Source organism: Pontibacillus salicampi, from assembly GCF_042434395.1.
GTDB classification, from domain to species: domain Bacteria; phylum Bacillota; class Bacilli; order Bacillales; family BH030062; genus Pontibacillus; species Pontibacillus salicampi.
On the sequence record NZ_JBHLTP010000003.1, the window covers coordinates 935,667 to 956,980 of the forward strand.

Annotated in this window: 22 protein-coding genes; 14 read left to right on the forward strand and 8 right to left on the reverse strand. The window is 39.6% G+C overall.

The annotated features are described in order from the left end of the window. Positions 1-210: 210 nt before the first annotated feature. The 3 genes from ACFFGV_RS06290 (at position 211) to ACFFGV_RS06300 (ending at position 4,189) form a co-directional block, all read left to right on the forward strand. Entirely contained in the window at positions 211-1,359 is a 1,149-nt protein-coding gene (locus ACFFGV_RS06290) for a hypothetical protein (RefSeq protein WP_377345752.1), read from the forward strand. 31 nt (positions 1,360-1,390) lie between these two features. Continuing rightward, positions 1,391-2,539, forward strand: a complete 1,149-nt coding sequence (locus ACFFGV_RS06295; RefSeq protein WP_377345753.1) for a 5,10-methylene-tetrahydrofolate dehydrogenase — start codon at positions 1,391-1,393, stop codon at positions 2,537-2,539. A 234-nt stretch (positions 2,540-2,773) separates the two neighbouring features. Next, positions 2,774-4,189 (forward strand): hypothetical protein, encoded by a 1,416-nt coding sequence (locus ACFFGV_RS06300; RefSeq protein WP_377345754.1) that lies wholly within the window; start codon positions 2,774-2,776, stop codon positions 4,187-4,189. Between the two features lie 249 nt (positions 4,190-4,438). Here the strand turns inward: ACFFGV_RS06300 and ACFFGV_RS06305 are convergent, their stop codons facing one another. The 3 genes from ACFFGV_RS06305 to ACFFGV_RS06315 are packed head-to-tail and all read right to left on the reverse strand — an operon-like array spanning position 4,439 to position 6,795. Continuing rightward, entirely contained in the window at positions 4,439-6,094 is a 1,656-nt protein-coding gene (locus tag ACFFGV_RS06305) for a b(o/a)3-type cytochrome-c oxidase subunit 1 (RefSeq protein ID WP_377345755.1), read from the reverse strand. After that, a complete protein-coding gene (locus ACFFGV_RS06310; protein ID WP_377345756.1) occupies positions 6,094-6,600 on the reverse strand; it encodes a cupredoxin domain-containing protein in 507 nt (168 codons plus the stop codon). The genes ACFFGV_RS06305 and ACFFGV_RS06310 overlap by 1 nt, the downstream gene beginning before the upstream one ends. 30 nt (positions 6,601-6,630) lie before the next feature. Further along, positions 6,631-6,795, reverse strand: a complete 165-nt coding sequence (locus ACFFGV_RS06315) for a cytochrome c oxidase subunit 2A (protein ID WP_377345757.1) — start codon at positions 6,793-6,795, stop codon at positions 6,631-6,633. 339 nt (positions 6,796-7,134) lie between these two features. Between ACFFGV_RS06315 and ACFFGV_RS06320 the strand changes: the two genes are divergently transcribed. After that, positions 7,135-7,905, forward strand: coding sequence for an SDR family NAD(P)-dependent oxidoreductase (locus ACFFGV_RS06320; protein WP_377345758.1), 771 nt, complete (start codon positions 7,135-7,137; stop codon positions 7,903-7,905). 234 nt (positions 7,906-8,139) lie between these two features. On the opposite strand, the gene ACFFGV_RS06325 is transcribed toward ACFFGV_RS06320, so the two are convergent. Then, positions 8,140-8,595 (reverse strand): chemotaxis protein CheX, encoded by a 456-nt coding sequence (locus tag ACFFGV_RS06325; protein ID WP_377345759.1) that lies wholly within the window; start codon positions 8,593-8,595, stop codon positions 8,140-8,142. Between the two features lie 111 nt (positions 8,596-8,706). On the opposite strand from ACFFGV_RS06325, the gene ACFFGV_RS06330 reads away from it, so the two are divergent. From ACFFGV_RS06330 to ACFFGV_RS06340, 3 genes are all read left to right on the forward strand, one after another. Further along, a complete protein-coding gene (locus ACFFGV_RS06330) occupies positions 8,707-9,792 on the forward strand; it encodes a type III polyketide synthase (protein ID WP_377345761.1) in 1,086 nt (361 codons plus the stop codon). Beyond that, positions 9,792-10,304 (forward strand): isoprenylcysteine carboxyl methyltransferase family protein, encoded by a 513-nt coding sequence (locus ACFFGV_RS06335; RefSeq protein ID WP_377345762.1) that lies wholly within the window; start codon positions 9,792-9,794, stop codon positions 10,302-10,304. Before ACFFGV_RS06330 ends, ACFFGV_RS06335 begins: the two co-directional genes overlap by 1 nt. 329 nt (positions 10,305-10,633) lie before the next feature. Continuing rightward, the gene (locus ACFFGV_RS06340; RefSeq protein ID WP_377345763.1) at positions 10,634-12,220 is read left to right on the forward strand and encodes a solute:sodium symporter family transporter; all 1,587 of its coding nucleotides are present in this window, start codon (positions 10,634-10,636) and stop codon (positions 12,218-12,220) included. 46 nt (positions 12,221-12,266) lie between these two features. Here the strand turns inward: ACFFGV_RS06340 and ACFFGV_RS06345 are convergent, their stop codons facing one another. After that, entirely contained in the window at positions 12,267-13,148 is an 882-nt protein-coding gene (locus ACFFGV_RS06345) for a helix-turn-helix domain-containing protein (protein WP_377345764.1), read from the reverse strand. A gap of 294 nt (positions 13,149-13,442) precedes the next feature. Here ACFFGV_RS06345 and ACFFGV_RS06350 point away from each other — a divergent pair, with 294 nt between their 5' ends. From ACFFGV_RS06350 to ACFFGV_RS06360, 3 genes are all read left to right on the forward strand, one after another. Continuing rightward, complete coding sequence (locus tag ACFFGV_RS06350) at positions 13,443-13,616, forward strand: hypothetical protein (RefSeq protein WP_377345765.1); 174 nt, start codon at positions 13,443-13,445, stop codon at positions 13,614-13,616. Positions 13,617-13,746: 130 nt separating this feature from the next. Continuing rightward, positions 13,747-14,589: a sulfurtransferase gene (locus ACFFGV_RS06355; RefSeq protein ID WP_377345766.1), complete on the forward strand. Its 843-nt coding sequence runs from the start codon at positions 13,747-13,749 to the stop codon at positions 14,587-14,589. Positions 14,590-14,614: 25 nt separating this feature from the next. Continuing rightward, positions 14,615-14,914: a DUF6123 family protein gene (locus tag ACFFGV_RS06360; RefSeq protein WP_377345767.1), complete on the forward strand. Its 300-nt coding sequence runs from the start codon at positions 14,615-14,617 to the stop codon at positions 14,912-14,914. Positions 14,915-14,925: 11 nt separating this feature from the next. On the opposite strand, the gene ACFFGV_RS06365 is transcribed toward ACFFGV_RS06360, so the two are convergent. The 3 genes from ACFFGV_RS06365 to ACFFGV_RS06375 form a co-directional block, all read right to left on the reverse strand. Beyond that, positions 14,926-15,318 (reverse strand): RNase H family protein, encoded by a 393-nt coding sequence (locus ACFFGV_RS06365; RefSeq protein ID WP_377345768.1) that lies wholly within the window; start codon positions 15,316-15,318, stop codon positions 14,926-14,928. Positions 15,319-15,339: 21 nt separating this feature from the next. After that, the gene (locus tag ACFFGV_RS06370) at positions 15,340-16,017 is read right to left on the reverse strand and encodes a queuosine precursor transporter (protein WP_377345769.1); all 678 of its coding nucleotides are present in this window, start codon (positions 16,015-16,017) and stop codon (positions 15,340-15,342) included. A 390-nt stretch (positions 16,018-16,407) separates the two neighbouring features. Further along, positions 16,408-16,608, reverse strand: coding sequence for a cold-shock protein (locus tag ACFFGV_RS06375; protein ID WP_377345770.1), 201 nt, complete (start codon positions 16,606-16,608; stop codon positions 16,408-16,410). A gap of 300 nt (positions 16,609-16,908) precedes the next feature. Here ACFFGV_RS06375 and ACFFGV_RS06380 point away from each other — a divergent pair, with 300 nt between their 5' ends. The 4 genes from ACFFGV_RS06380 to ACFFGV_RS06395 all read left to right on the forward strand — a co-directional run bounded on the left by ACFFGV_RS06380 (position 16,909) and on the right by ACFFGV_RS06395 (position 21,298). Further along, complete coding sequence (locus ACFFGV_RS06380; RefSeq protein ID WP_377345772.1) at positions 16,909-18,579, forward strand: formate--tetrahydrofolate ligase; 1,671 nt, start codon at positions 16,909-16,911, stop codon at positions 18,577-18,579. Positions 18,580-18,738: 159 nt separating this feature from the next. Next, positions 18,739-19,632 (forward strand): DUF72 domain-containing protein, encoded by an 894-nt coding sequence (locus tag ACFFGV_RS06385; protein ID WP_377345880.1) that lies wholly within the window; start codon positions 18,739-18,741, stop codon positions 19,630-19,632. A gap of 15 nt (positions 19,633-19,647) precedes the next feature. Beyond that, a complete protein-coding gene (locus tag ACFFGV_RS06390) occupies positions 19,648-20,268 on the forward strand; it encodes an HD domain-containing protein (protein WP_377345774.1) in 621 nt (206 codons plus the stop codon). Positions 20,269-20,392: 124 nt separating this feature from the next. Continuing rightward, positions 20,393-21,298, forward strand: a complete 906-nt coding sequence (locus ACFFGV_RS06395) for a thymidylate synthase (RefSeq protein ID WP_377345881.1) — start codon at positions 20,393-20,395, stop codon at positions 21,296-21,298. Positions 21,299-21,314 lie beyond the last annotated feature (16 nt).

Here is a 21,314-nt window from a genome sequence, read left to right on the forward strand (position 1 = left end):
CTAATAGTGGTATTTCACCAGTGTACAATTTCTTTGTAATAACGGAAGCGTACCAATTTTTAATATATAAATCACCTAGAATCTATGTTGTTTATTTTATTGATGACAGGGTAAGTCCATTTACATATTAAACAATGATTATTGCTTTTCTTCTATACCATTAACATGGGAAGTTGTACACGTTGCTTTAAAGAAAGGAGGGAGTTCTTTATGGAGAAAATTACGATCGGACTTATATCTGCTCCAGAGCTGCCAACAGATGTAGCCAGAAAGCTGCTCCATGAATTACCTGGAGAACTACATAACAACATCGAGAAGTCCGCTTCTTTTTCTATTGAACTAGAAATTGATCCTCTTGTAGGAGCTGCCGAAAATGTTGATGATACTATTAAGGGAGCTTTGAAACGGAAAAAGGACCAAGCATGGGACTTCGTCATTTGCCTAACAGACCTCCCTATTTTTTCTGGTAAAGATGTGGTGGTTGCGGACGCCAGCATTTCCGATGGTTTTGCTCAAATATCCGTACCAGCTTTTGGATCATTACCAATCCGTAAAAGAGTAAGAAACGGTATTGTCCAAATGGTTAAAGAGTTATATGAACCAAAAGCCAAAAACGAAATCACAAAACGAAAAGATTTATTCCAACGACAATTCCCTTTTTCTACTTTAAAAAGAAAAACACCTGGAAACCATGAAGACAATGTGGATGTTCGCTTTGTAATCAGCCCAAGATATACAGGGAAAATCAGACTTGTATCTGGGATGACGCTAGCCAATAGGCCGTGGACAGCACTTGGCTCCTTTCAAAAGGTATTAGCTTTGGCATTTGCAACTGGCTCCTATATATCTATCTTTAAAACACCTTGGCAGTTAAGTGTAGCGTATTCACTTGAACGGTTTGTGATGTTAATGGTAGTGGCGTTGTTAAGTATGATTGCGTGGGTTATATTTGCCCATGATCTATGGGAGAAGCCAACAACTAAAGGAGATAAGCGGCTGAGAAGGCTTTATAATCGGACGACCTTTTTAACACTGGGCGTCACTGTGCTTATGAATTATTTCGTGCTGGCCGGCATGTTCTTAGGGGCCATTGCAATTTTTGTTTCCCCTGAATTATTTCAAGCATTTACTGGCTTGGAGGAACAGCCTGATATAGGATATTACCTTCAGCTCGCCTGGCTGGTTACATCACTCGGAACTCTGACAGGAGCAATTGGCGCTGGTTTAGAAAATGAGTCCGTTATTAAAGATATCACGTATGGATATCGTCAGAAAAGGCGAAGTAATGAGATACAAGAAGGGGAAATCGAAGCAAGAGATCAATATGTATATGATAGAAATAAACAAGGAAGCAATTAGGTCACAGAACAGTTCAGCAGGGGGGATAGCTATGAAGACAGTTACCATAGGAATAATTCCAGCACCAGAGCTTCCTAGCGAAATTGCAGAGAAGCTGATTCATAAACTACCACAAGAATTTAATGCAACCATTGACCAGGAAACGACATTTGATATTGCATTATCCATTGACCCTTTAACCGGGGCAGCTGAAAATGTGGAGGAAATACTTCATAAAGCAGATGATTTAAAAAAGAAAAAGGAATGGGACTACGCCATATGTCTAACAGACTTACCGATATTTTATGAGGAGGATGTCGTAGCTGCTGATATAAGCGTGGCTCAAAAGGTCGCACAAATATCCATTCCGGCTTTTGGTACTATGCCAGTCAAGCATCGTATTAAGAAGGCAATCATTCAAGTGATGGGGGAGATGTATTTTCAAACTTCACCTCAAGAGGAAGCATATGGCATGAAGGAAGGAGCGAAATCTCCTAACCTAAATCGCAAGCCGTTTCAATTGTTAAAGAAGCAATTCCCTATTTCACCTGTCAGAAGGATAGAGCCATCTGAACAAACAAATCAAGCTATTGATATTCGGTTCATCGTTATTCCGCGAATCAATGGGAAAATGAGAATCTTACTTGGGATGGCGCACGCAAATCGTCCCTGGGGCATCATGCCCTCCTTTAAAAAAATCATCGCTTTAGCCTTTGCAACCGGAGCCTTTGGTTTAATATTTCCAACCCTCTGGCAGTTAAGCCATTTATTCACAACCCTTCGACTGATTATTCTAACCATTATTGCAATTAGTGGCATGGTGGTATGGGTAATGATGGCTCATAACCTTTGGGAGAAGCCAGGATATCGAAATAAGCAGAGGCTTAGGAGGTTGTACAATATCGCAACGGTCATTACATTAACAGCTGCCGTTTCTATGTATTATGCTGTACTCTTCACCTTATTTTTTATAGCAGTAGCTGTATTTATACCTCCTGAATCATTCAAAGAATCAGCATATCTTACAGAACCTGCTAATATTAATCATTACTTGCGATTATCCTGGCTAGCAACCTCAATATCTACGATTGCTGGAGCGCTTGGTGCAGGTCTAGAGAATGAAGAACTCGTGCGTAATATAACGTATGGCTATCGCCAACAAAGAAGGTACAAGGAATTAGAGCAATACGATGGTTCTTAATTTCCACTTTGTAAGCAGACACAGAATAACGAAAGCCCTCATGTATTGGTACCCTTCGTGCTAAAAGGAAGGGATTTATGAAAATTTGCTGCTCTGTACTTTCCCGACAGCTAAAGAACCTCTTCCTTGGAAGGGGTTTTTCCTGTCATAAGCTTTACAAAGGACTAGCAATATTATTTTGTGTTATTGTAGGAGAGGTAAACGTCTTAACGAGATCAAATAGGAGCGAAACTAATGCAAAGGTCAAATACATTGCGATTCTCATATTCTGTCATCATTATTCTATATGCTTTACTCCATTTCGTGCACGCTTTTTATCCAGCTCCGTATGTATCAGTAGGGCTATCCGTATTAGGTATGCTCGCTTTTCTATTTTCTATTTTCTTTTTACAATTGCAGAAAGCGTCTATTGCACTATTTCTGTTTATGCTGGCCATCATTATTCACCTAGTATCTGGTCATTCCATTATGGAGGGTGCGATGTCTGGCTTTACGGTAATGAGTGGTTTGATAGCGCTCCTTTTAATAGTCCCAACCATTAGCTGGGTTTTAAAAGAGAAGCCTTATATCGAATCAGTAATTCAATATGCTCAGAAAATGTTAAATACTAGCAGGAAGTTTTACTTCGGTATGATGTTTATTACACAGGTTATTTCCTTTTTCCTTTTATTTGGAGCCATTCCAATGGTCTATCAAATGGTAAATGATTTTTTGAAAAATGAACAAGGAGAAGCGTGGGAAAATTATAAAGGCACTGCTCTTCTGAGAGGCTTTGCGTTAACCACCATGTGGGTAGTCAGTATTCCGAGTTTTGTGTTTGCTGTCGAGCACCTGGATGCTTCTCTTTCGTTAAGTATCCTGCAGGGTGCGATTATTTCCTTAGCGGGTATTGCATTATCCTTATGCTTCTCCTATTTTCAAGAGAAAAAGTATCGCATTAATCTTACAAAAGGGATTCAATACGAGCTTTCCGCTATTAATGAGCATGGTACTGGTAATGGCAACCGTTTCGTCACAGAATTTGCTATTTTATTTATAACGTTGTTTGGTACCATTTTTTTATTAAACAGCGTACTGCCCTTGGACTTATTATTGCTTATTCCTTTAGTAATAGCAGGGTGGATTGCCTTATATTTTGTCCTTCATAACAGAACCGCTGCACTAGTTAAACATGGCAGAACCTATGTTAAGGACGACATCACGAATCAATCTCAACAATTTTCCATATTGCTTAGTGCAGGCTTTTTAATCCATGCCGTTCAGAGTTCGGGCTTTGGAAGCTACCTCGTTGATGGGATGTTTTTCTTGTCTGACGCAGTACCTTTTCTAAATTTCCTGTTTGTCCTGCCTTTCGTAGTCATTGTACTCGGTTTTATCGGGTTAGGACCATTAACGGTTATTGTTCTCGTTTCAGGTATCTTACAAGGAGTCTCCTTGCCATATCCACCAGAGATAGTAGTGCTTGGGATTACATCTGGCAGTGTTATATCCATTATGCTTTCTCCACTTATATTACCGGTCATTATATTAAGCTCTACTAATCAATTAGGCACGTTTAAAAATGGATTCAAATTCAACATAGCCTATTCCATCGCTTTCTATTTACTTGTCCAGATCTACTTACAATCATATGTCCATTTCATTCTATAGATGGAATGGGCAAAGAAAAACAAACCTTTAGCGCATGAACGTGCTAAAGGTTTGTTTTCTTGTACTATCCTCGATTTGAACAGAAGGAACAATGGGCTATAAGGGATAAGGGCAAGGAGAAGAGGCTATAGGGGGACCAAACGATTCTTCTTACTGTTAGCAAGCCGTAAAAAGCTTACAGAAAAACTTAAGTTTTTCTGTAAGCTGAAGTAGGTATCTATAAGAATTGTGTTTCTCGACTGTTTGGAATTACCCTCTACCAATTGGCCATTGGAATGGAGGAGCACCAGGTGGTGAGTTTTGAATAATATCCACCATAGGAATGGTATAGGCGAAAGCAATCAGTATGACTGCAATACCAATCCAAAGCTTCCAATTCTCTAAAATCAGAGGGGTAGGTGGAGCGTGTTGCTCTTCCTCTGCTAGAGGGAATTCTTCCACTCCTTTAGGAGCAGCATATACCATGTAAAAGAATGTGTACATCATCAATAGAATGCCGACAAAGAGGATAGAACCTCCAATAGCTTGAGCATACTGATAGCCGATCCATTCTGTAGCTTGTTCACTGCCTCCATAGTCAGAAAAAGAAGAACGACGAGGTGCCCCCAATAGACCGGCGATGTGCATAGAGCCACTCATTATAAACATACCAAATGCCCACACTATAGTTTGAATCATTCCAAATCGATTGATTTTTGCATCTAGTTTTCTTCCTGTTAGGACAGGAATTAACCAATAGGAAATACCAAAGAATGTTAAGATAACAGTTGTCGCAAGTGTTAAATGAAAATGTCCTGTAACCCATATTGTGTTATGGACCACCTGGTTTAATTGGTTGGAAGCATTAATTAATCCACCTGCCCCTGCCGGGATGAATGCAATCATTCCAATCATAGGAGCAAAGAAGCGAACATCCTTCCAGGGAAGAGCTTTAAACCAACCAAATAAGCTTCGATAACCTTTTGAACGGCCAGCTGATTCGAATACAGCAAACATGGAAAACGCAGTTAATAAAGAGGGAATAGCCACAGCAAAGGTAAGCACCACCTGTATATATTTCCAGAATGGATCTATTCCTGGTTCAAGTAGCTGGTGATGAAAACCAACAGGAATAGAGAATAATAGAAAAAGGATAAATGCAAGGCGAGCTAATCCATCACTAAATATTTTACCTCCAATGATTTTAGGGATAATTCCATACCAGGCCATGTAGGCGGGCAATAACCAAAAATAAACGAGTGGATGCCCAAAATACCAAAACAATGTTCTGCTTACTAAAATGTTAATTTCATCTACGAGTCCTAAGGACCATGGAATAAATTGTATTAGCACTGTAGAGGCTACTCCTAGAGTAGAAATGAACCATATAACCATATTGATAACGACCATAAATGCAAGTAGAGGAGACTTTTGCCCTGGGTTTGCTTTTTTCCATTTATATAGCTGATGGAAGTTAACGAAACAAGCAATCCATGATCCTACTACAACAAATGTTAGTCCGAAATAGAAGACTGGATGAGCAGCAAGTGGTGCATAAAAGGTGTATAACACGCTTGCTTTTCCTAATAATATAGTAATGGCTGTAGCGATTGTACCAATAGTCATAGTCCAAAAGGCAGCCCATGCCCACTTTCTTTGACCATCACTCATACCAACTGTTTTGCTCATCAGAGCAAATTGAAATCCAATGATAAAGAATGTAGTGAGTACTAGTGCTAAAATAACACCGTGCACGGTAAGAATTTGATAATAGTCAATTCCAAAAGGTAACGTGAGTTTGCCTGTACGGACAAAGGTTTGCAATAACCCCATCAGTCCACCGATTAATAATGATATAAAAGCTACCCACATATGAGCCATTGTCACATTTGCATCCTTTTTTGGTAACGCACTTTGTATATTCATTAGTCTTTGTACACCTCCACACTAGCCGTCATAAAATGGTGGCCTGTTCCACAATATTCATTACATACAAGCGTATAAGTACCAGGATTATTTAAAGTAACTTCTACGGTATTAATGTAGCCTGGTTCTAGCATCATATTGGCATTGGTCCCAGCTAATTCAAATCCGTGGATAACGTCCTTTGTGGTCCCTTGAAATAGGACCGTTGAGCCTGCAGGTATTCGCATGTTCTTTACAGGATTCCCCTCTTCGTCCAAACCGAAATCATAGTTGAAAGCGGACGCAACGACATTAATAATATATTGTTGATCGTCTATTTGTTGTACACCAAGATTCTCTTCTTTAAAGGATTCATGTGCTTCCACGTTCTCAGGGTCGATAGTTGTTAGACAACTGGGAGGTTGTGTACCTTGTAGAAAAGCCCCGACTCCTAGCACAATTAAGAAGGCCAACATGGTACCGCCTCCAATAAACATCCATATTTTCTCAAATTTATGCAAATGCATATCTCTCCACTCCTTCGCCCGACCTTATAGTTATCGATTTAAGAAAAGCCCCCAAACTCCTATCCAGGTAACTATTAAAAACGCACCTACAAATAATACTGCAATGAATGTTCCCTTTAAATACGATGCTTCTGGCTGTGGCTTCGTTTTCAACTCCGGTTTTTGTTCTCCTAATGGAGTATGATTCATAGTCATTTGGACCTTGCCTCCTTTCCAAATAGCTTCCTGTTTTTTCCCACACTTTTATCATATAGCAAAGTTACAGTATTGAAATACGTATTCTCCATTCTTCACAAACTGTTCAAAAACGAATTAAAACCTTATATTATCAACGTATATAAGCGTTTTTCGCTTGTGAAATAACGGGCTGAAAATGAACTTTTCATGACAAAATCAATACTATGGCAAAAATGTGAAGGCTATTTCATCTGGAGGGACTATAGTCCTTTGATGTTGGATAATCATGATAGCTGCTGAAATGAATACGGACATGCTACACTGAAGGAGAGAAGGAAAAATAAGGAGGAATTGCGTTTGTGGTTACCATCATTTTCTTTAGAAGATAAGCTTGCTGCTATCACAGGAGCAACGAAAGGTATAGGGTACGCAATTGCTATGGCATATGCGGAAGCAGGAGCAGATATTATTGTAATTGCTAGAACGAAGGATGATGTCCATCAGGTAGTCAAGGAGATTGAACAGTTAGGTAGAAAGGCATATCCAGTAGTGGCGGATGTGAAGGATTACCAATCTATTATTGATCAAATAGAAGCCCTCATTCCCCAAGAAAAAAGTATAAACATATTAGTAAACAATGCAGGAATGAATATTAGAAGCACAGCTCTTGAGGTGACAGAAGCAGAGTGGGAGACCATTGTGCAGACTAACATGAGAAGTGCTTTCTTTTTAAGTCAATACGCTGCGAAGGCCATGAAAGACAACCAATCTGGGAAAATCATAAACATTTCTTCTGTAGCGGGTGAAGTTGCGTTACGAACAGGAGTGGTTTATGGGATGACTAAAAGTGCTATTCAACAGATGACGAAAAATGTTGCATTGGAATGGGGACCATATAATATTCACGTTAATGCTATAGGACCTTGGTATTTTCCAACCTCCTTGACAGAAGAGCTATTAAAGGATGAGTCCTATGTAAACGATATACTTAGAAGAACGCCTATGAATAGGCTGGGTGACGTTAAGGAATTGGCTGGAGCAGCGGTCTTTTTAGCCTCAGAAGCGAGTAACTATATTACCGGACAAACGTTATTTATTGATGGCGGTATGACTATTTATGGGTTTTAGCACAAGGCGCATAACTAAAGGTCAATGCAATTGTTGGTTGATTTGCATAACGAGGATGTAAGGTTGGAAGGGAAGCTGAGTCATTGAGGATTCTTTACTTTCTAAAGACACGATACCAAAATAGGAACAACAGGCACCAGCAGAGCCTGACAAAAAAGCAAGCCTGCCCTTAAGGGGATAGGGCTTGCTTTTACTGTTAGATACGAAAAAATACAGGAGAAGATTACAAGAATTTTAGCTGTTTTCTATCATGAGAATTAAATATAGGGTTTCCTCCTGAAGCAAGGAAACTGGTACTTTAAAAGCTCGATCAAAACCGTACAGTTTCGTAGCTCCTACGATAACAGTAGGAGGGGTAATATCGATGTGAACCTCACGCCCTGATACGATTGTTGCTAGGTTACCTGCAATCATGTTAGCCAGTTCACCTGTAAAGGATTCAAGCATCTCGTCTCCTATTGGCATTCCAAACATGCTAGAGCCTATTGAACTTATACATTCCCTTGTCCCTTCAATGAGCAGTCTTCCCTCCATATCACCTGTCATACCAATTAAAACGCCAAGATCAGCTTGAATGAGTGGCTCTTGAATGACGTTTGGCTTTTCTATGTAAATGTCAAACGGGAGTACAGCCTTAACTGATTCTATAGTTCCATTAACAATTTCTGTAACAGACTTACTACCTACCAAATAACCCCCACCTTATACCTATAGTGCATTCATCATATCACAAAAAATATATAAAGAGCTTATAATCTCCACGATTTTTACAAAAGCTAAATGAAATGGAAGGAGGATATTATGAGCTATATTACTTCAATCGGTTACAGTGTGCCAGAATATGAGCTAGGTCAAGAAGATGTTAAATCCTTCATTAAACACGTTTTCCCAAAGACAGAGCGAGATATCAATAGATTGCTCCCAGTGTTTGAAAATGCATCCGTGGATACTAGACAATTTGTGAAGCCAATGGAGTGGTTTGCGAAGGATCACACTTTTAAAGAACGAAATGATATTTATGAAGAACAATCTTTATTCCATTCTTTAATAGCTATTGATACTTGTCTCCAAAATAAAATGATGTTTGATGAAACGGTCCCTTATGAAGCAATAGACATGATTATTTATGTATCAAGCACAGGAATTGCCACACCAACAATAGACGCTCGGATAATAAATGAACGTGATTTCCGTGATGATATAAAACGAATGCCATTATGGGGACTTGGCTGTGCAGGTGGTGGGACGGGTTTATCCAGAGCTATGGAATTCGTACGTACATACAAGGATAAAAACGTTCTATTAGTATGTGTGGAGTTATGCAGTCTTACTTTTCAAAAGAATGATAATCGTAAAAGTAATTTTATTGGTACTGCTTTGTTTGGGGATGGAATTTCTGCCGCGCTTATAATGGGAGAACAATCCCCTTATTTGTCCCGTGTGAAAAGAACTATTCCATATATGACACGATCAAGTTCCAAATTATTGAAGGATGCACTCGATGTAATGGGCTGGAACGTTAATGAGGATGGGCTTCAGGTTATTTTCGCGAGAAGTATTCCTACCTTAGTAGAAACCTTCTGGAGAGAACACGTAGAAGGTTTCATGGAGGAATTAGGGGACAATCCAAAAGATTACCCATTCTTGGTTGCCCATCCAGGTGGCAAAAAGGTATTAGAGGCTTACCAGGACGTATTACAGTGTGGTGAGGATAAGTTTCTCCACTCTTATGATGTGCTGCGGGAACACGGTAATATGTCCTCTGCTACGGTATTACATGTTCTAAAAAGGTGGATGGAGCAGCAACAGCCAAGTGGTACGAAGAGTATTTTGGCTGCTTTAGGGCCTGGCTTTAGTTCTGAATTAATACGTTTGGAGTGGTCTTAATGTATCTATACTATGTGTTATTTACCTTTATTATCGTGCAGCGTCTCATCGAATTATGGGTGGCGAAAAGAAATGAAAAGTGGATGAAACAAAATGGGGGAATAGAAGTTGGAGATGGACATTATAAATGGATTGTTCTCGTTCATGCTTTGTTTTTTATATCCATTCTCGCAGAAAGTTATGGGACAGCTTTAGAGCTCTCACTGTGGAAAGGCTTGTTATTTGGCATCTTCTTTGTTACGCAAGGCTTTCGAATCTGGTGTTTAACCTCCCTTGGACGGTATTGGAATACAAAGATTATTGTCTTGCCAGGATCACAGCTAGTGGCAAAGGGTCCATATCGATTTATGAAACACCCAAATTATTTTGTAGTTGGTGTTGAATTCATTATTATCCCACTTTTATTCGATGCATATATTAGTGCTGTTTTGTTTCCTTTATTTCACCTGGCTCTTATGCGAATTCGAATTCCAAAAGAAGAAGAAGCTCTTGCAAAGGCATACAAATCGTAAGTGTCTACTTGGTAATGACACCTTGGTAACAAATACTTTCTTTCATCCATGTCAAAAGATGAGAGGGAGTATTTTTTTGAGAGGGGCTGAATGGCTTATATCCTACTCCCTTCCTGCATCTTTCAGGATCATGTGTGTAATAGGAATACTTGAAAAGAAAACTATAAATCCAAAGAGCAAAAAAGTGTAAGTGTGCACCACATTTTTACCATTGTAACGCTTACAAAAAATATTCTACAATTACGGAAAAGCTAATTAAAGCGCTTTATTTTTTTGTTAGTATTTTTGATTCCGCTTACATACATTCAAACGTAAAGGGAGAACAAACTATGAATCTATTTACTGTATTATCATTCTTATTTTTTACTGGCATGGTGGCACTCATTTCGTATGTATTAACTAGAAAAGAGGATCTGAACTCTCATGACGGGTATTTTTTAGGAGGAAGAAGCCTTGGCCCATGGGTAATTGCTGGTTCATTAATGCTCACTAATCTTTCTACTGAACAATTGATAGGGTTAAATGCTCAAGGATATTCTCATACCATTGCAGTAATGGGGTGGGAAGTAGGGTCAGCCATTGCATTAGTGGTGGTTGCATTCTTTCTTTTACCTCGTTATCTGAAGGGGGGTATTACGACAATTCCTGACTTTTTAGAGGAACGATATGACTTTGGAACAAAGCAAATAGTGACCATATTGTTTCTCTTTGGTTATGTTTTCAACCTGCTACCACCAATTCTTTATTCAGGTGCCGTTGCATTAAATGGAATATTTGACGTTTCCGGTGTATTTGGTGTAAGCCGTTTTACAGGGATTATTATAATGGTTGTTGCTATTGGTACCCTGGGCTCTATTTATGCGATATTCGGAGGTCTGAAGGCAGTTGCTATTTCTGATACGATAAATGGGGTGGGCTTATTAATCGGCGGCTTATTAATTCCCATTATCGGTCTTTTTGTCCTTGGTGATGGCTCATTCGGGAATGGATTCCAGACTATTATTAAGGATACACCCGAAAAGCTAAATTCCATTGGGGGAGAGGAGAGCCCAGTGCCATTTAGTACCATGTTTACAGGTATGTTGTTAGTAAACCTATTTTACTGGGGGACAGCACAGCATATAATGCAAAGGGCCATATCAGCCAAAAGCTTAAAGGCAGGTCAGCAAGGTGTACTAATGGCAGCGTTTCTTAAGCTGTTAGGACCCGTCTTTTTGATTTTACCTGGTATCATTGCCTTTAACATGTTCGGCTCTGGTATGGAGCCAACAGATGCTTACCCTAAGCTTGTAACAGAGGTATTACCGACTCCATTAGTCGGCTTCTTTGCAGCTGTTCTTGTGGGTGCTATACTATCTTCATTTAATTCAGCGCTAAATTCATCGGTTACGTTAATAGCACTTAATATTTATAAGCCGTATTTCAATCCACAGGCCTCTGATAAACAAGTTGTAAAGAAAGGAAAAACAGCAGGGATCATATTGGCTTTATTTGCTATGGTTATAGCTCCTTTAATTGATAAAGCACCCCAGGGTTTCTTTCAATATTTACAAATTGTAAATGGATTTTATAATGTGCCCATCTTTACTATATTAATAGTCGGATATTTGACGAAGAGAGTTCCGGCTGTTGCTGCTAAAATTTCGCTAACCGTATTTATTTCCATCTATGCCACCACCCAGCTAATTTGGGATACGGGAGTCCATTTCTTGCATATATTAGCTATCCTATTCGTAGTGTGTACAACTCTCATGCTAGTCATTGGCAAGATGTATCCAAGGAAGGAAGTATTTGTGCTGGAGGAAAAGTCACAAGTAGAAATGACACCGTGGAAACTAGTGTACCCTGTTGGGCTTGCTGCAACGGCGGCAATGATTCTATTATACGTATTGTTATCTCCTGTAGGGATTATATAAACGTAAAATGGTTGAAAATAAAAGCCTAGTGTAATAAGAAATCTTATTACACTAGGCTTTTGTATGCTGGAGAAACGGAATCCGGGAATTTTCTATATCTACCTGGAGTAGTGCCTGTTACCTTCTTAAATACCTTTGTAAAATAATTTGCATTATGGTACCCAATAAGGTTAGCAATCTCTTCTACCGCATAGGAAGTATGCTCTAATAATTCTTTAGCCCTCTGTATTCTTAAGGTGGTTATGTATTGGATAGGGGTTACTCTCGTTTTCTCTTTAAATTGTCTGGCAAAATGATAGCGAGATAGGTTACAGGCAGATGCCATATCACCGGGACTAATGTCTTGATGGTAGTGTTCTTTGGCATACTTAATAGCGTCCATGATAGTGGATGGCCAATCGGAATGAGAAGAATGGGATTCTAATCGCAGACAATAGTGATAAAGCTTCATCGCAAATTGGTAGGCATACCCTGATGCTTCATAGGCATCATTCAACTGATCCATACGAGCCTTTTCTAGCATATTAGTGAAGTAAGCAATCGGATCAGTATGGGGGTTCAGATATAGCATTGTACCGAACTGATTGTGAATTAGCTCCCATACATGGCGAATCGCTTCTCCCTTTAATGAAACAAACATATAGGTTACACCATCTTTATTCCCGAAGTTAGAAAGGGATAGTGTGTCCCAATCTTGAATGATTACAGCAGTACCTGCGGTTAAGGTGAGTTCTTGTTGAGAGATAGTTACAGTAACTGTACCGGTACGGATATACAGAAAGCCTAATCCATGAAAGATAGGCTTATTATCGTCGATATCTGAAGAAAGGTCTCCTGCTCCAAGAGCTAGTAATTGAGCTGTTTCTGCTATGTCTGACTGACTAAAAGGATAATAAAAATAATCCGTATATGGTTTAGTATATGGCAAATACGTTCACTCCTTTATATGTGTGACTGCAATTCAAGGAATTTGCTGACTCTTTAATATGGTGTACAGACATTATAAATTAATTTAATTAAGTTTCCAAGTAACGAAAGAAGGGTTTACTCTTCATCTGTTTCCGTCAGAAAGACCTAGAATGTATGGCTGTAGCTTTGAGTATAATACAGTGAGAATATTTTTCATTCTCATTGCAGCGAAGGATCGCATTTGCTATACTTGTCATAGAAAATGAAAATCGTTATCAATATAAATGAATCGTATAAGAAATGAGGGTTCCTGATGATACTACTTATATTGCTTACAGTTCTGATTTATTCTGTTCTGCTGGTTGGCTTATTAGCTAAACTGAACGATAAGCGTGCTGTACAATTAGTTCATTTTATGAAAAGACAAAGTGAGAGCTCTCATCGAGATAAACAGCATGCCTATGAACAATCCATAGGAGCCAGGTAGAGGATACCTGGCTTTTTTTGTTTGTCCTGCTAGTATAAGAAGCACATTTACATAGCTTTCACGGAAAAGCAATTGATTCAGCGATTTCTTTGCACGTATAATGGATGGGAGAGAGAAATGGAGGAGTTTTATGGATATTATTCAATCCGCTAAAAGGGTACGTGCCTTGGAGAAGACACGAGACGTTGTTTTTGTAGATTGTCGTTTTCAATTAAACGATCCATTACGTGGGTACAGGTTGTATCAGGCAGAGCATATACCGGGTGCAGTGTATATGGATTTAGATAAGGAAATGAGTGGGAAAGCAGGAAGTAACACTGGAAGACATCCTATGCCTGATTTGACTCAGTTAAAACAGACGTTAGAGGAAAAAGGGATTAAGAAAGACAGTACCATCATTGCTTATGATGAACCGAAAAGTCCATTTGCAGCTAGATTTTATTGGCTAATGAAGGCAGCTGGACACCAAGATGTTTGTATATTGAATGGAGGCCTATCTGCGTGGAAGCAAGAAGACTTTCCCGTAACTTCAGAAGTAGTGAACCGTCCAGTAAGTACGTATCATGTAACGTTGCAGGAGGAGCTCATAGCTGATCAATCGTATGTTCAAGAGGCGATGGAAAACAAGGACATAACGCTATTGGATGCTAGAAGCTTTGAGCGCTTTGCAGGATTTGAGGAACCGATTGATAAAAAGGCGGGACATATTCCCACTGCAGAATCCTTTGAATGGTTAAAAGTTTTTAATGAGGATGGGTATTGGAAAAAGGATGTAGAGTTAAAGGAATTATTTGAACCCTACCTTAATGCTAAAGAAATTATCGTGTACTGTGGTTCAGGTGTTACAGCTGCTCCGCCTGCAGTCGCATTAAGGGAGGCAGGATTTCGAAATGTTTCTTTATATGTAGGAAGCTTTAGTGATTGGATTTCCAACGAAGCTAACAAAATAAATACACTTAAAAAGCAACCATAATTTACAGCGTAAAAGGGTGTTATGCGTGTCCCAAGCAGATCAACTAGGCTTTTTTATCGAAGATTTATGGACGAAAGGGTTTAAGTTAACCGATCGTGATGTACATTTTATTTATTTTGGTAAAAATTATACAAATGCTCCGGATTGGCTAGTCATCTTTGCTGTTAAGGTCACGTTACAAATTCAACGTAAATTTGATGAAAGTTTTTTTATTGGAGTTTTAGAGTACATTCAGCAGCAAAGGCCAAAAACGAAGCAGCAAGCGTGGAAAGCGTTAGAAAGGAAAGGTATTTCTAAACAGAAAACCCCCCTCCTGCACGAGTAAGGCAGAGGGGGTTACTTTTGTTTATGAATGGCTTGTCTGGCGAGTTCGTCTGCACGCTTGTTTTGTTTATTTGGAATCCATTTAATGAAATAGATAGGGAACAAGGTACCAAGTTGCTGCAGTTCTTCTAGTAAAGGGCGAAACAATTCTTTTTTCGTATAGGATTTCTCAACAGCATCAACGACTAATCTAGAATCAGAGCGAATGCTGATAATATCATTAGGAAACTGCTGCTGGCAAATTCGAAGAGCGTGGATAACAGCATGAAATTCTGCTTCGTGGTTGGACATAGTGCCTAAAAAGATAGAATGATCAAAATGATTTCCTGACTGCTTTATATAAACACCTGCTCCGCTAGGACCAGGATCTCCTTGACTGGCACCGTCCACATACACTTCAATCATATCTCTCCGTCCTTTCCCTTGTTACTGCCTTCTCGGAAATTGCTTAGCAAGATACAAGAATGGTGTATCTAATGCGGCAACAATAAATTTGATAAAGTAAGTCGTTATAAAGATTTCAAACCATACATTGGCTGGGAATTCCCCAAAGAAAGCAACAAAGCAAAATACGAATGAATCCAATAATTGACTGATCATTGTGCTCCCATTATTGCGAAGCCAAAGCCACTTATTATCTGGAAGCAATGCTTTTAATTTAGCATAGATAAGTACATCCACGTACTGACTGACAATATATGCTAATAGACTTCCTCCCGCTACTCGAGGTAGAAATTCAAATAGCGTCTTCATTGCACCCTGCGCAACGTCGTTTGGTGCTGGGGTGAAATATAAGGAAATCTGCATCATCACGGTCATGCTAATAAGGGTTGCAAAGCCAAGCCAAACCGCTCGTTTTGCTTCTTGCTTTCCGTACTTTTCATTCAGAATGTCGGTTGCAAGAAATGCTGTACCATATATGATATTGCCTAATGTAGCCGTCAAGCCAAACATTTCAATGGTTTTTACTACCTGGATATTAGCTACTACTGTAGACATACCAATCCACACAAAAAGTCCCTGCTTCCCGAAAATACGATAGATAATCGTTACCATCGTAAAATTAATCAGGGCAAAAACAATCCATAAAACTTCATTAATCATTTTTCAACATTCCTCCATAGTTTTGATGACGCAGGAGTTCTCGAACTGCGATTGCATCACGTATAACGATTAGGAATTATATCTCCTTTTATCTCTTTTTGCAAATGAGTTAAACCTATCAGACGATTGTTTATGCTTGTTGTTAATTTTTTCTGTATAACGCCCCTAGCTACCTATACAATTTCAAAACCAAGTCCTCTCTTGATCTCCCCCAAAAATGAATGCCATTTACTATCAAGTCTTGAACAAAGTAATACATAAAAAAGTCTGGCACCATGAAAAGGTACCAGACTTCATTTTACTTTTATTTCTAAACAATTTATCTATTTAATCATACGATAGTTGAGTGTTTTCAGTTTAAACCAAACTGGTAACAGCTATAGAAAATGCTTAGTTCTTCACTACGTTCGCAGCTTGTGGGCCACGGTCGCCTTCTACGATTTCGAAAGAAACACTTTGACCTTCTTCAAGAGTTTTGAATCCTTCTTCTTGGATTGCAGAGAAGTGTACGAATACATCGTTGCCACCTTCTACTTGAATGAAGCCATACCCTTTTTCAGCGTTGAACCATTTTACTGTACCGTTTTCCATTTCAAAAATCCTCCTAGAACTTCACGTTTACACGTGTGTTGATTACAAAGAAAGGAGCTCATAAAAAAACTCCTATAGAAATGCAGGATCATAAAATCCCAAACTTCTATAGAAGTTACTTTAGTCATTCATGAATCCAATACATCCTCTTTGCTTATTTACAATATATCGTATATGTAGATTATAGTCAAGGAGATAGGTCAAAATGATTTGTAATCAGTTAGTGTTCCATCATGGAAGATATATATAATACGGGATATAATATAGGTATTGGTCTTTAGAATGGAAGGAGTATTTTACATGAAATCAGATATACAAATTGCACAGGAAGCATACATAGAGCCCATTCAATCTATAGCAGGTTCATTAGGATTAGACGTAGAAGATTGGGAGCCTTACGGTCATTATAAAGCAAAGCTATCGGATCATCTGTTGGATAAGCTGGCAGACCGTCCAACAGGTAAAGTTGTATTAGTCACTGCCATTACCCCAACTCCTGCTGGAGAGGGAAAATCAACAGTTACTGTTGGCTTAGGGCAAGCGATGAATCAGTTAGATAAAAAGACAGTTATAGCGTTAAGGGAGCCTTCGCTTGGGCCTACAATGGGTATTAAAGGTGGAGCGGCCGGTGGAGGATACTCCCAAGTGCTGCCAATGGAAGACATCAATCTTCATTTCACTGGTGACATCCATGCTATAACTACTGCTAATAATGCACTATCTGCCTTTATCGATAATCATATTCACCAGGGGAACCCATTACATATTGATCCAAGGCGAGTGGGCTGGAAACGAGTAGTTGATTTAAATGATCGCGCATTAAGGGAAGTCGTTGTCGGTCTAGGAGGCCCGGTTAAGGGTGTGCCTAGAGAAGACGGCTTTAACATATCGGTTGCTTCAGAAATTATGGCAATTCTCTGTTTAGCAAAAGACATGAAGGACTTAAAGAAGCGATTAAGCAGTATTGTATTTGGCTATACATATGATCAACAGCCCGTGACCGTTCATGACCTTGGAATGGAGGGAGCTCTCACGTTATTATTAAAAGATGCGCTAAAGCCAAATCTTGTGCAGACAATTGAGAATACCCCTGCAATTATCCACGGAGGACCGTTTGCTAATATTGCTCACGGCTGTAACAGTGTGATGGCGACCAATATAGCTGCTAAATTAGGTGATTACGTTATTACAGAAGCGGGCTTTGGAGCAGATCTTGGAGCAGAGAAATTCCTAGATATAAAAACCCGGGCTGGAGAATTCGAACCGGATGCTGTAGTCATTGTTGCTACCATTAGAGCTCTAAAGATGCACGGGGGAGTAGAGAAAGATAATCTGGAGGAAGAGAATGTAGAGGCGCTCCAACTAGGGGTTGATAACTTACAAAAACACATGGAGACTATAGCATCCTTCGGTCTACCATATGTTATTGCCTTAAACCGATTTCCATCTGATTCAGAACAAGAAATAAAAGCAGTTACGAGCTGGTGTGAGAATCAAGGTGCTTCTATAGCATTAACGGAAGTGTTTGCTAAAGGCGGGCAGGGTGGATTGGATTTGGCACGGAAGGTTGTCAATACTGTAAACACGAAACCAAAGCACTTTCACCACATGTATAAGCTGGAGGATTCCATTGAGGAGAAAATATCTGCTATTGCTACGAAAGTATATGGGGCGAGTGGTGTAAGCTTTTCCGCACAGGCCAAAAAACAAATCAAACAATATGAAGCACTCGGATGGGGTAACTTGCCTATTTGCATGGCGAAAACACAATATTCGTTATCAGATGATCCAACTTTATTAGGGAGACCTAAAGATTTCACGATAACTATAAGAGAAATCACCCCCTCTATTGGTGCAGGATTTCTAGTTGCCTTAACGGGTGATGTCATGACTATGCCAGGCTTACCAAAGCAGCCGGCAGCCCTAAAGATGGATGTGGATGAACAGGGGAATGCAGTTGGATTATTTTAGATGTCCATAATAAAGAATAATACGGGCCTCCTCTTGCGATGGGGTCCCATTATTCATGCGATAGTGTTATGCATGAGGATATGTTAGTCTGGTCATCGTAATATGACGAAATCCACAACATTTTCTAAATGCTTTACAATAAAGAAGCCATTTCATACGATGAAACAAAGCGAAGTAAGGGAGACGTTTTTTGTGAACATTTCCATTGGTGTAACAGGCTGGGGAGATCATGATTCCTTATATCCTGACCAAATCCCCCCTCAGGACAAGCTGGCTGCCTATGCTTCCCATTTTCCTGTTGTGGAAGTGGACAGTGCATTCTATGCTATCCAACCTCAACGAAATTATCATAAGTGGGTGCGACAAACACCAGATAATTTTTCCTTTATCATCAAAGCATTTCAGAAGATGACGGGACACGATAGGGAGAAAATTGCCAGCAGTGATGTTAAAGAGATGTTTAAAGCCTATAGAGAATCAATTGAGCCTGTTATAGAAGCAAATAAGTTAAACGCCGTATTATTTCAATTTCCACCCTGGTTTGATGTGAGAAAAGAGCATGTACAGAAGCTGAAAGTCATTCGGAGCTTGATGGGAGATTTACCATTGGCATTAGAATTTCGAAATAGAACATGGTTTGATCCAGTATATAAAGAGCAAACCATCCAATTCATGAAAGATTACAACTGGATTCATAGTATTTGCGATGAACCTCAGGCAGGGATTAATTCAGTACCCACTATTCTTGAACCTACCCATAAAGATAAGACGATCATTCGATTCCATGGCCGTAACGTCCATGGTTGGAATAAGAATGGCCGCGATGACGAGGAATGGAGGAAATATCGTTTTCTTTATCAATATTCAGAGGAAGAATTGTTAGAATGGAAGAAGCATCTAGAAGCATTGCAAGAACAGACGAACCATATATCGATCCTGTTCAATAATAATTCAGGGGGAGATGCTGCTAATAACGCGAAGCAGCTTATGCGAATGATGGACATTTCATATGAAGGTCTGAATCCTAGACAAATGGGGTTATTTGATATGTAAAGAGGGGGAGAGGATTTGGAGGATGAGGCATTAAAAGCGGTATGCTTATACATCAAGGATCGTTTTGAGGAGGAGCCGACCGGGCATGATTATGAACATATGAAGCGTGTTGTGCACATGGCAGCTTATATTGGTCAAAGGGAAAATGCGAACGTTTTTCTGTGTGAATTAGCTGCGTGGCTTCATGATAGCTTAGATCCTAAAGTAACCCAGCATCCTGAACAGGAATACCTCCGATTAACAAATTTATTACATGCGCATGGCATTACGAAAGATGATCAACAAGCCGTTTGGAGCATTGTAGATAGAGTATCCTATCGTAAAGGTAAAGTTCCCCTTTCATTAGAAGGGAAGGTCGTGCAAGATGCGGATCGATTAGATGCACTAGGTGCAATTGGAATTGCAAGGACCTTTGCCTTTGGAGGAAATAGAGGTCAGCTTCTACATAAAGAAAAGAATGGCATAGTGGAAGAAGGCACTTCCATTTATCATTTCTATGAAAAAATACTAAAGCTTCCTAATCGGTTGAATACCCAAACGGCTAAAACGATTGCCGTCAAACGGGAACAGCACATCCAGACTTTCTTAGCTTCCTTTTTAGAGGAATGGGATGGTCGTGACTACTTAGATAAGTAGGCCTGCCGTAAAGAGTACGATACTATAGTGGGATAAGTATAGCAACTAAGAGTGAGGAGTGAGTGAATTGAGTATAAATGAACAAGCTTATTTAGATTTATGTCAACATGTACTACATAATGGAATGCAGAAAGGGGATAGAACTGGAACGGGTACATTATCTGTCTTCGGTTACCAAATGCGGTTTGATTTACAAGAGGGATTCCCTCTCTTGACAACAAAGCGTGTTCCCTTCCGGCTCATAAAGAGTGAATTACTCTGGTTCTTAAAAGGGGATACTAACATCCGTTATTTACTGCAGCAGAACAATAACATATGGAATGAGTGGCCGTTTCGCAATTGGGTACAGAGCGACTCTTACGATGGACCTGATATGACGGATTTTGGTCGACGCAGTCAAGAGGACGAAGAATTTAAGGTTCAATATGAGGAGCAAATGGCTCTTTTCAAGGAGCGCATTAAGGAAGATCGTGTGTTTGCCGAGCAGTTTGGGGAGCTTGGTAACGTGTATGGTAAGCAATGGCGGGATTGGCGGACATCCAGAGGAGAAACCATTGATCAAGTGAACAAGGTTATCCATGATATCAAGCATAATCCTGATTCCAGAAGACTTATAGTTTCCGCATGGAATCCAGAAGATTTGTCACCAGAGAGAGCGGCGCTGCCTCCATGTCATGTTCTTTTTCAATTTTACGTTGCAGATGGGAAGTTAAGTTGTCAGTTATATCAACGAAGTGCCGATATTTTCTTAGGGGTCCCGTTTAATATTGCAAGCTATGCTTTGTTAACTCATTTAATTGCGAAGGAGTGTAATTTAGAAGTAGGCGAATTCATACACACATTGGGAGATGCTCATATATACTCTAATCACCTGGAACAAATTAAGACCCAAGTACAACGAGACCCTCGCCAGTTACCTTCCCTATCTATATCGTCTGCAGCGGATTCTGTATTCGATGTAGAAATGGAGGATATACAATTAGAAGGGTACGAGCCTCATCCATCCATTAAAGCACCAGTAGCTGTGTAAATAAAAGAAGGGAGCT

Excerpts from the sequence above, each read along its gene's own strand:
- ACFFGV_RS06290 (WP_377345752.1), top strand. The coding sequence starts at position 211 with ATGGAGAAAATTACGATCGGACTTATATCTGCTCCAGAGCTGCCAACA.
- ACFFGV_RS06330 (WP_377345761.1), top strand. The coding sequence starts at position 8,707 with ATGAGCTATATTACTTCAATCGGTTACAGTGTGCCAGAATATGAGCTA.
- ACFFGV_RS06310 (WP_377345756.1), bottom strand. The coding sequence starts at position 6,600 with ATGCATTTGCATAAATTTGAGAAAATATGGATGTTTATTGGAGGCGGT.
- ACFFGV_RS06335 (WP_377345762.1), top strand. The coding sequence starts at position 9,792 with ATGTATCTATACTATGTGTTATTTACCTTTATTATCGTGCAGCGTCTC.
- ACFFGV_RS06315 (WP_377345757.1), bottom strand. The coding sequence starts at position 6,795 with ATGACTATGAATCATACTCCATTAGGAGAACAAAAACCGGAGTTGAAA.
- ACFFGV_RS06350 (WP_377345765.1), top strand. The coding sequence starts at position 13,443 with ATGATACTACTTATATTGCTTACAGTTCTGATTTATTCTGTTCTGCTG.
- ACFFGV_RS06380 (WP_377345772.1), top strand. The coding sequence starts at position 16,909 with ATGAAATCAGATATACAAATTGCACAGGAAGCATACATAGAGCCCATT.
- ACFFGV_RS06295 (WP_377345753.1), top strand. The coding sequence starts at position 1,391 with ATGAAGACAGTTACCATAGGAATAATTCCAGCACCAGAGCTTCCTAGC.
- ACFFGV_RS06305 (WP_377345755.1), bottom strand. The coding sequence starts at position 6,094 with ATGAATATACAAAGTGCGTTACCAAAAAAGGATGCAAATGTGACAATG.
- ACFFGV_RS06300 (WP_377345754.1), top strand. The coding sequence starts at position 2,774 with ATGCAAAGGTCAAATACATTGCGATTCTCATATTCTGTCATCATTATT.
- ACFFGV_RS06385 (WP_377345880.1), top strand. The coding sequence starts at position 18,739 with ATGAAACAAAGCGAAGTAAGGGAGACGTTTTTTGTGAACATTTCCATT.
- ACFFGV_RS06370 (WP_377345769.1), bottom strand. The coding sequence starts at position 16,017 with ATGATTAATGAAGTTTTATGGATTGTTTTTGCCCTGATTAATTTTACG.
- ACFFGV_RS06355 (WP_377345766.1), top strand. The coding sequence starts at position 13,747 with ATGGATATTATTCAATCCGCTAAAAGGGTACGTGCCTTGGAGAAGACA.
- ACFFGV_RS06340 (WP_377345763.1), top strand. The coding sequence starts at position 10,634 with ATGAATCTATTTACTGTATTATCATTCTTATTTTTTACTGGCATGGTG.
- ACFFGV_RS06375 (WP_377345770.1), bottom strand. The coding sequence starts at position 16,608 with ATGGAAAACGGTACAGTAAAATGGTTCAACGCTGAAAAAGGGTATGGC.
- ACFFGV_RS06395 (WP_377345881.1), top strand. The coding sequence starts at position 20,393 with ATGCAGAAAGGGGATAGAACTGGAACGGGTACATTATCTGTCTTCGGT.
- ACFFGV_RS06365 (WP_377345768.1), bottom strand. The coding sequence starts at position 15,318 with ATGATTGAAGTGTATGTGGACGGTGCCAGTCAAGGAGATCCTGGTCCT.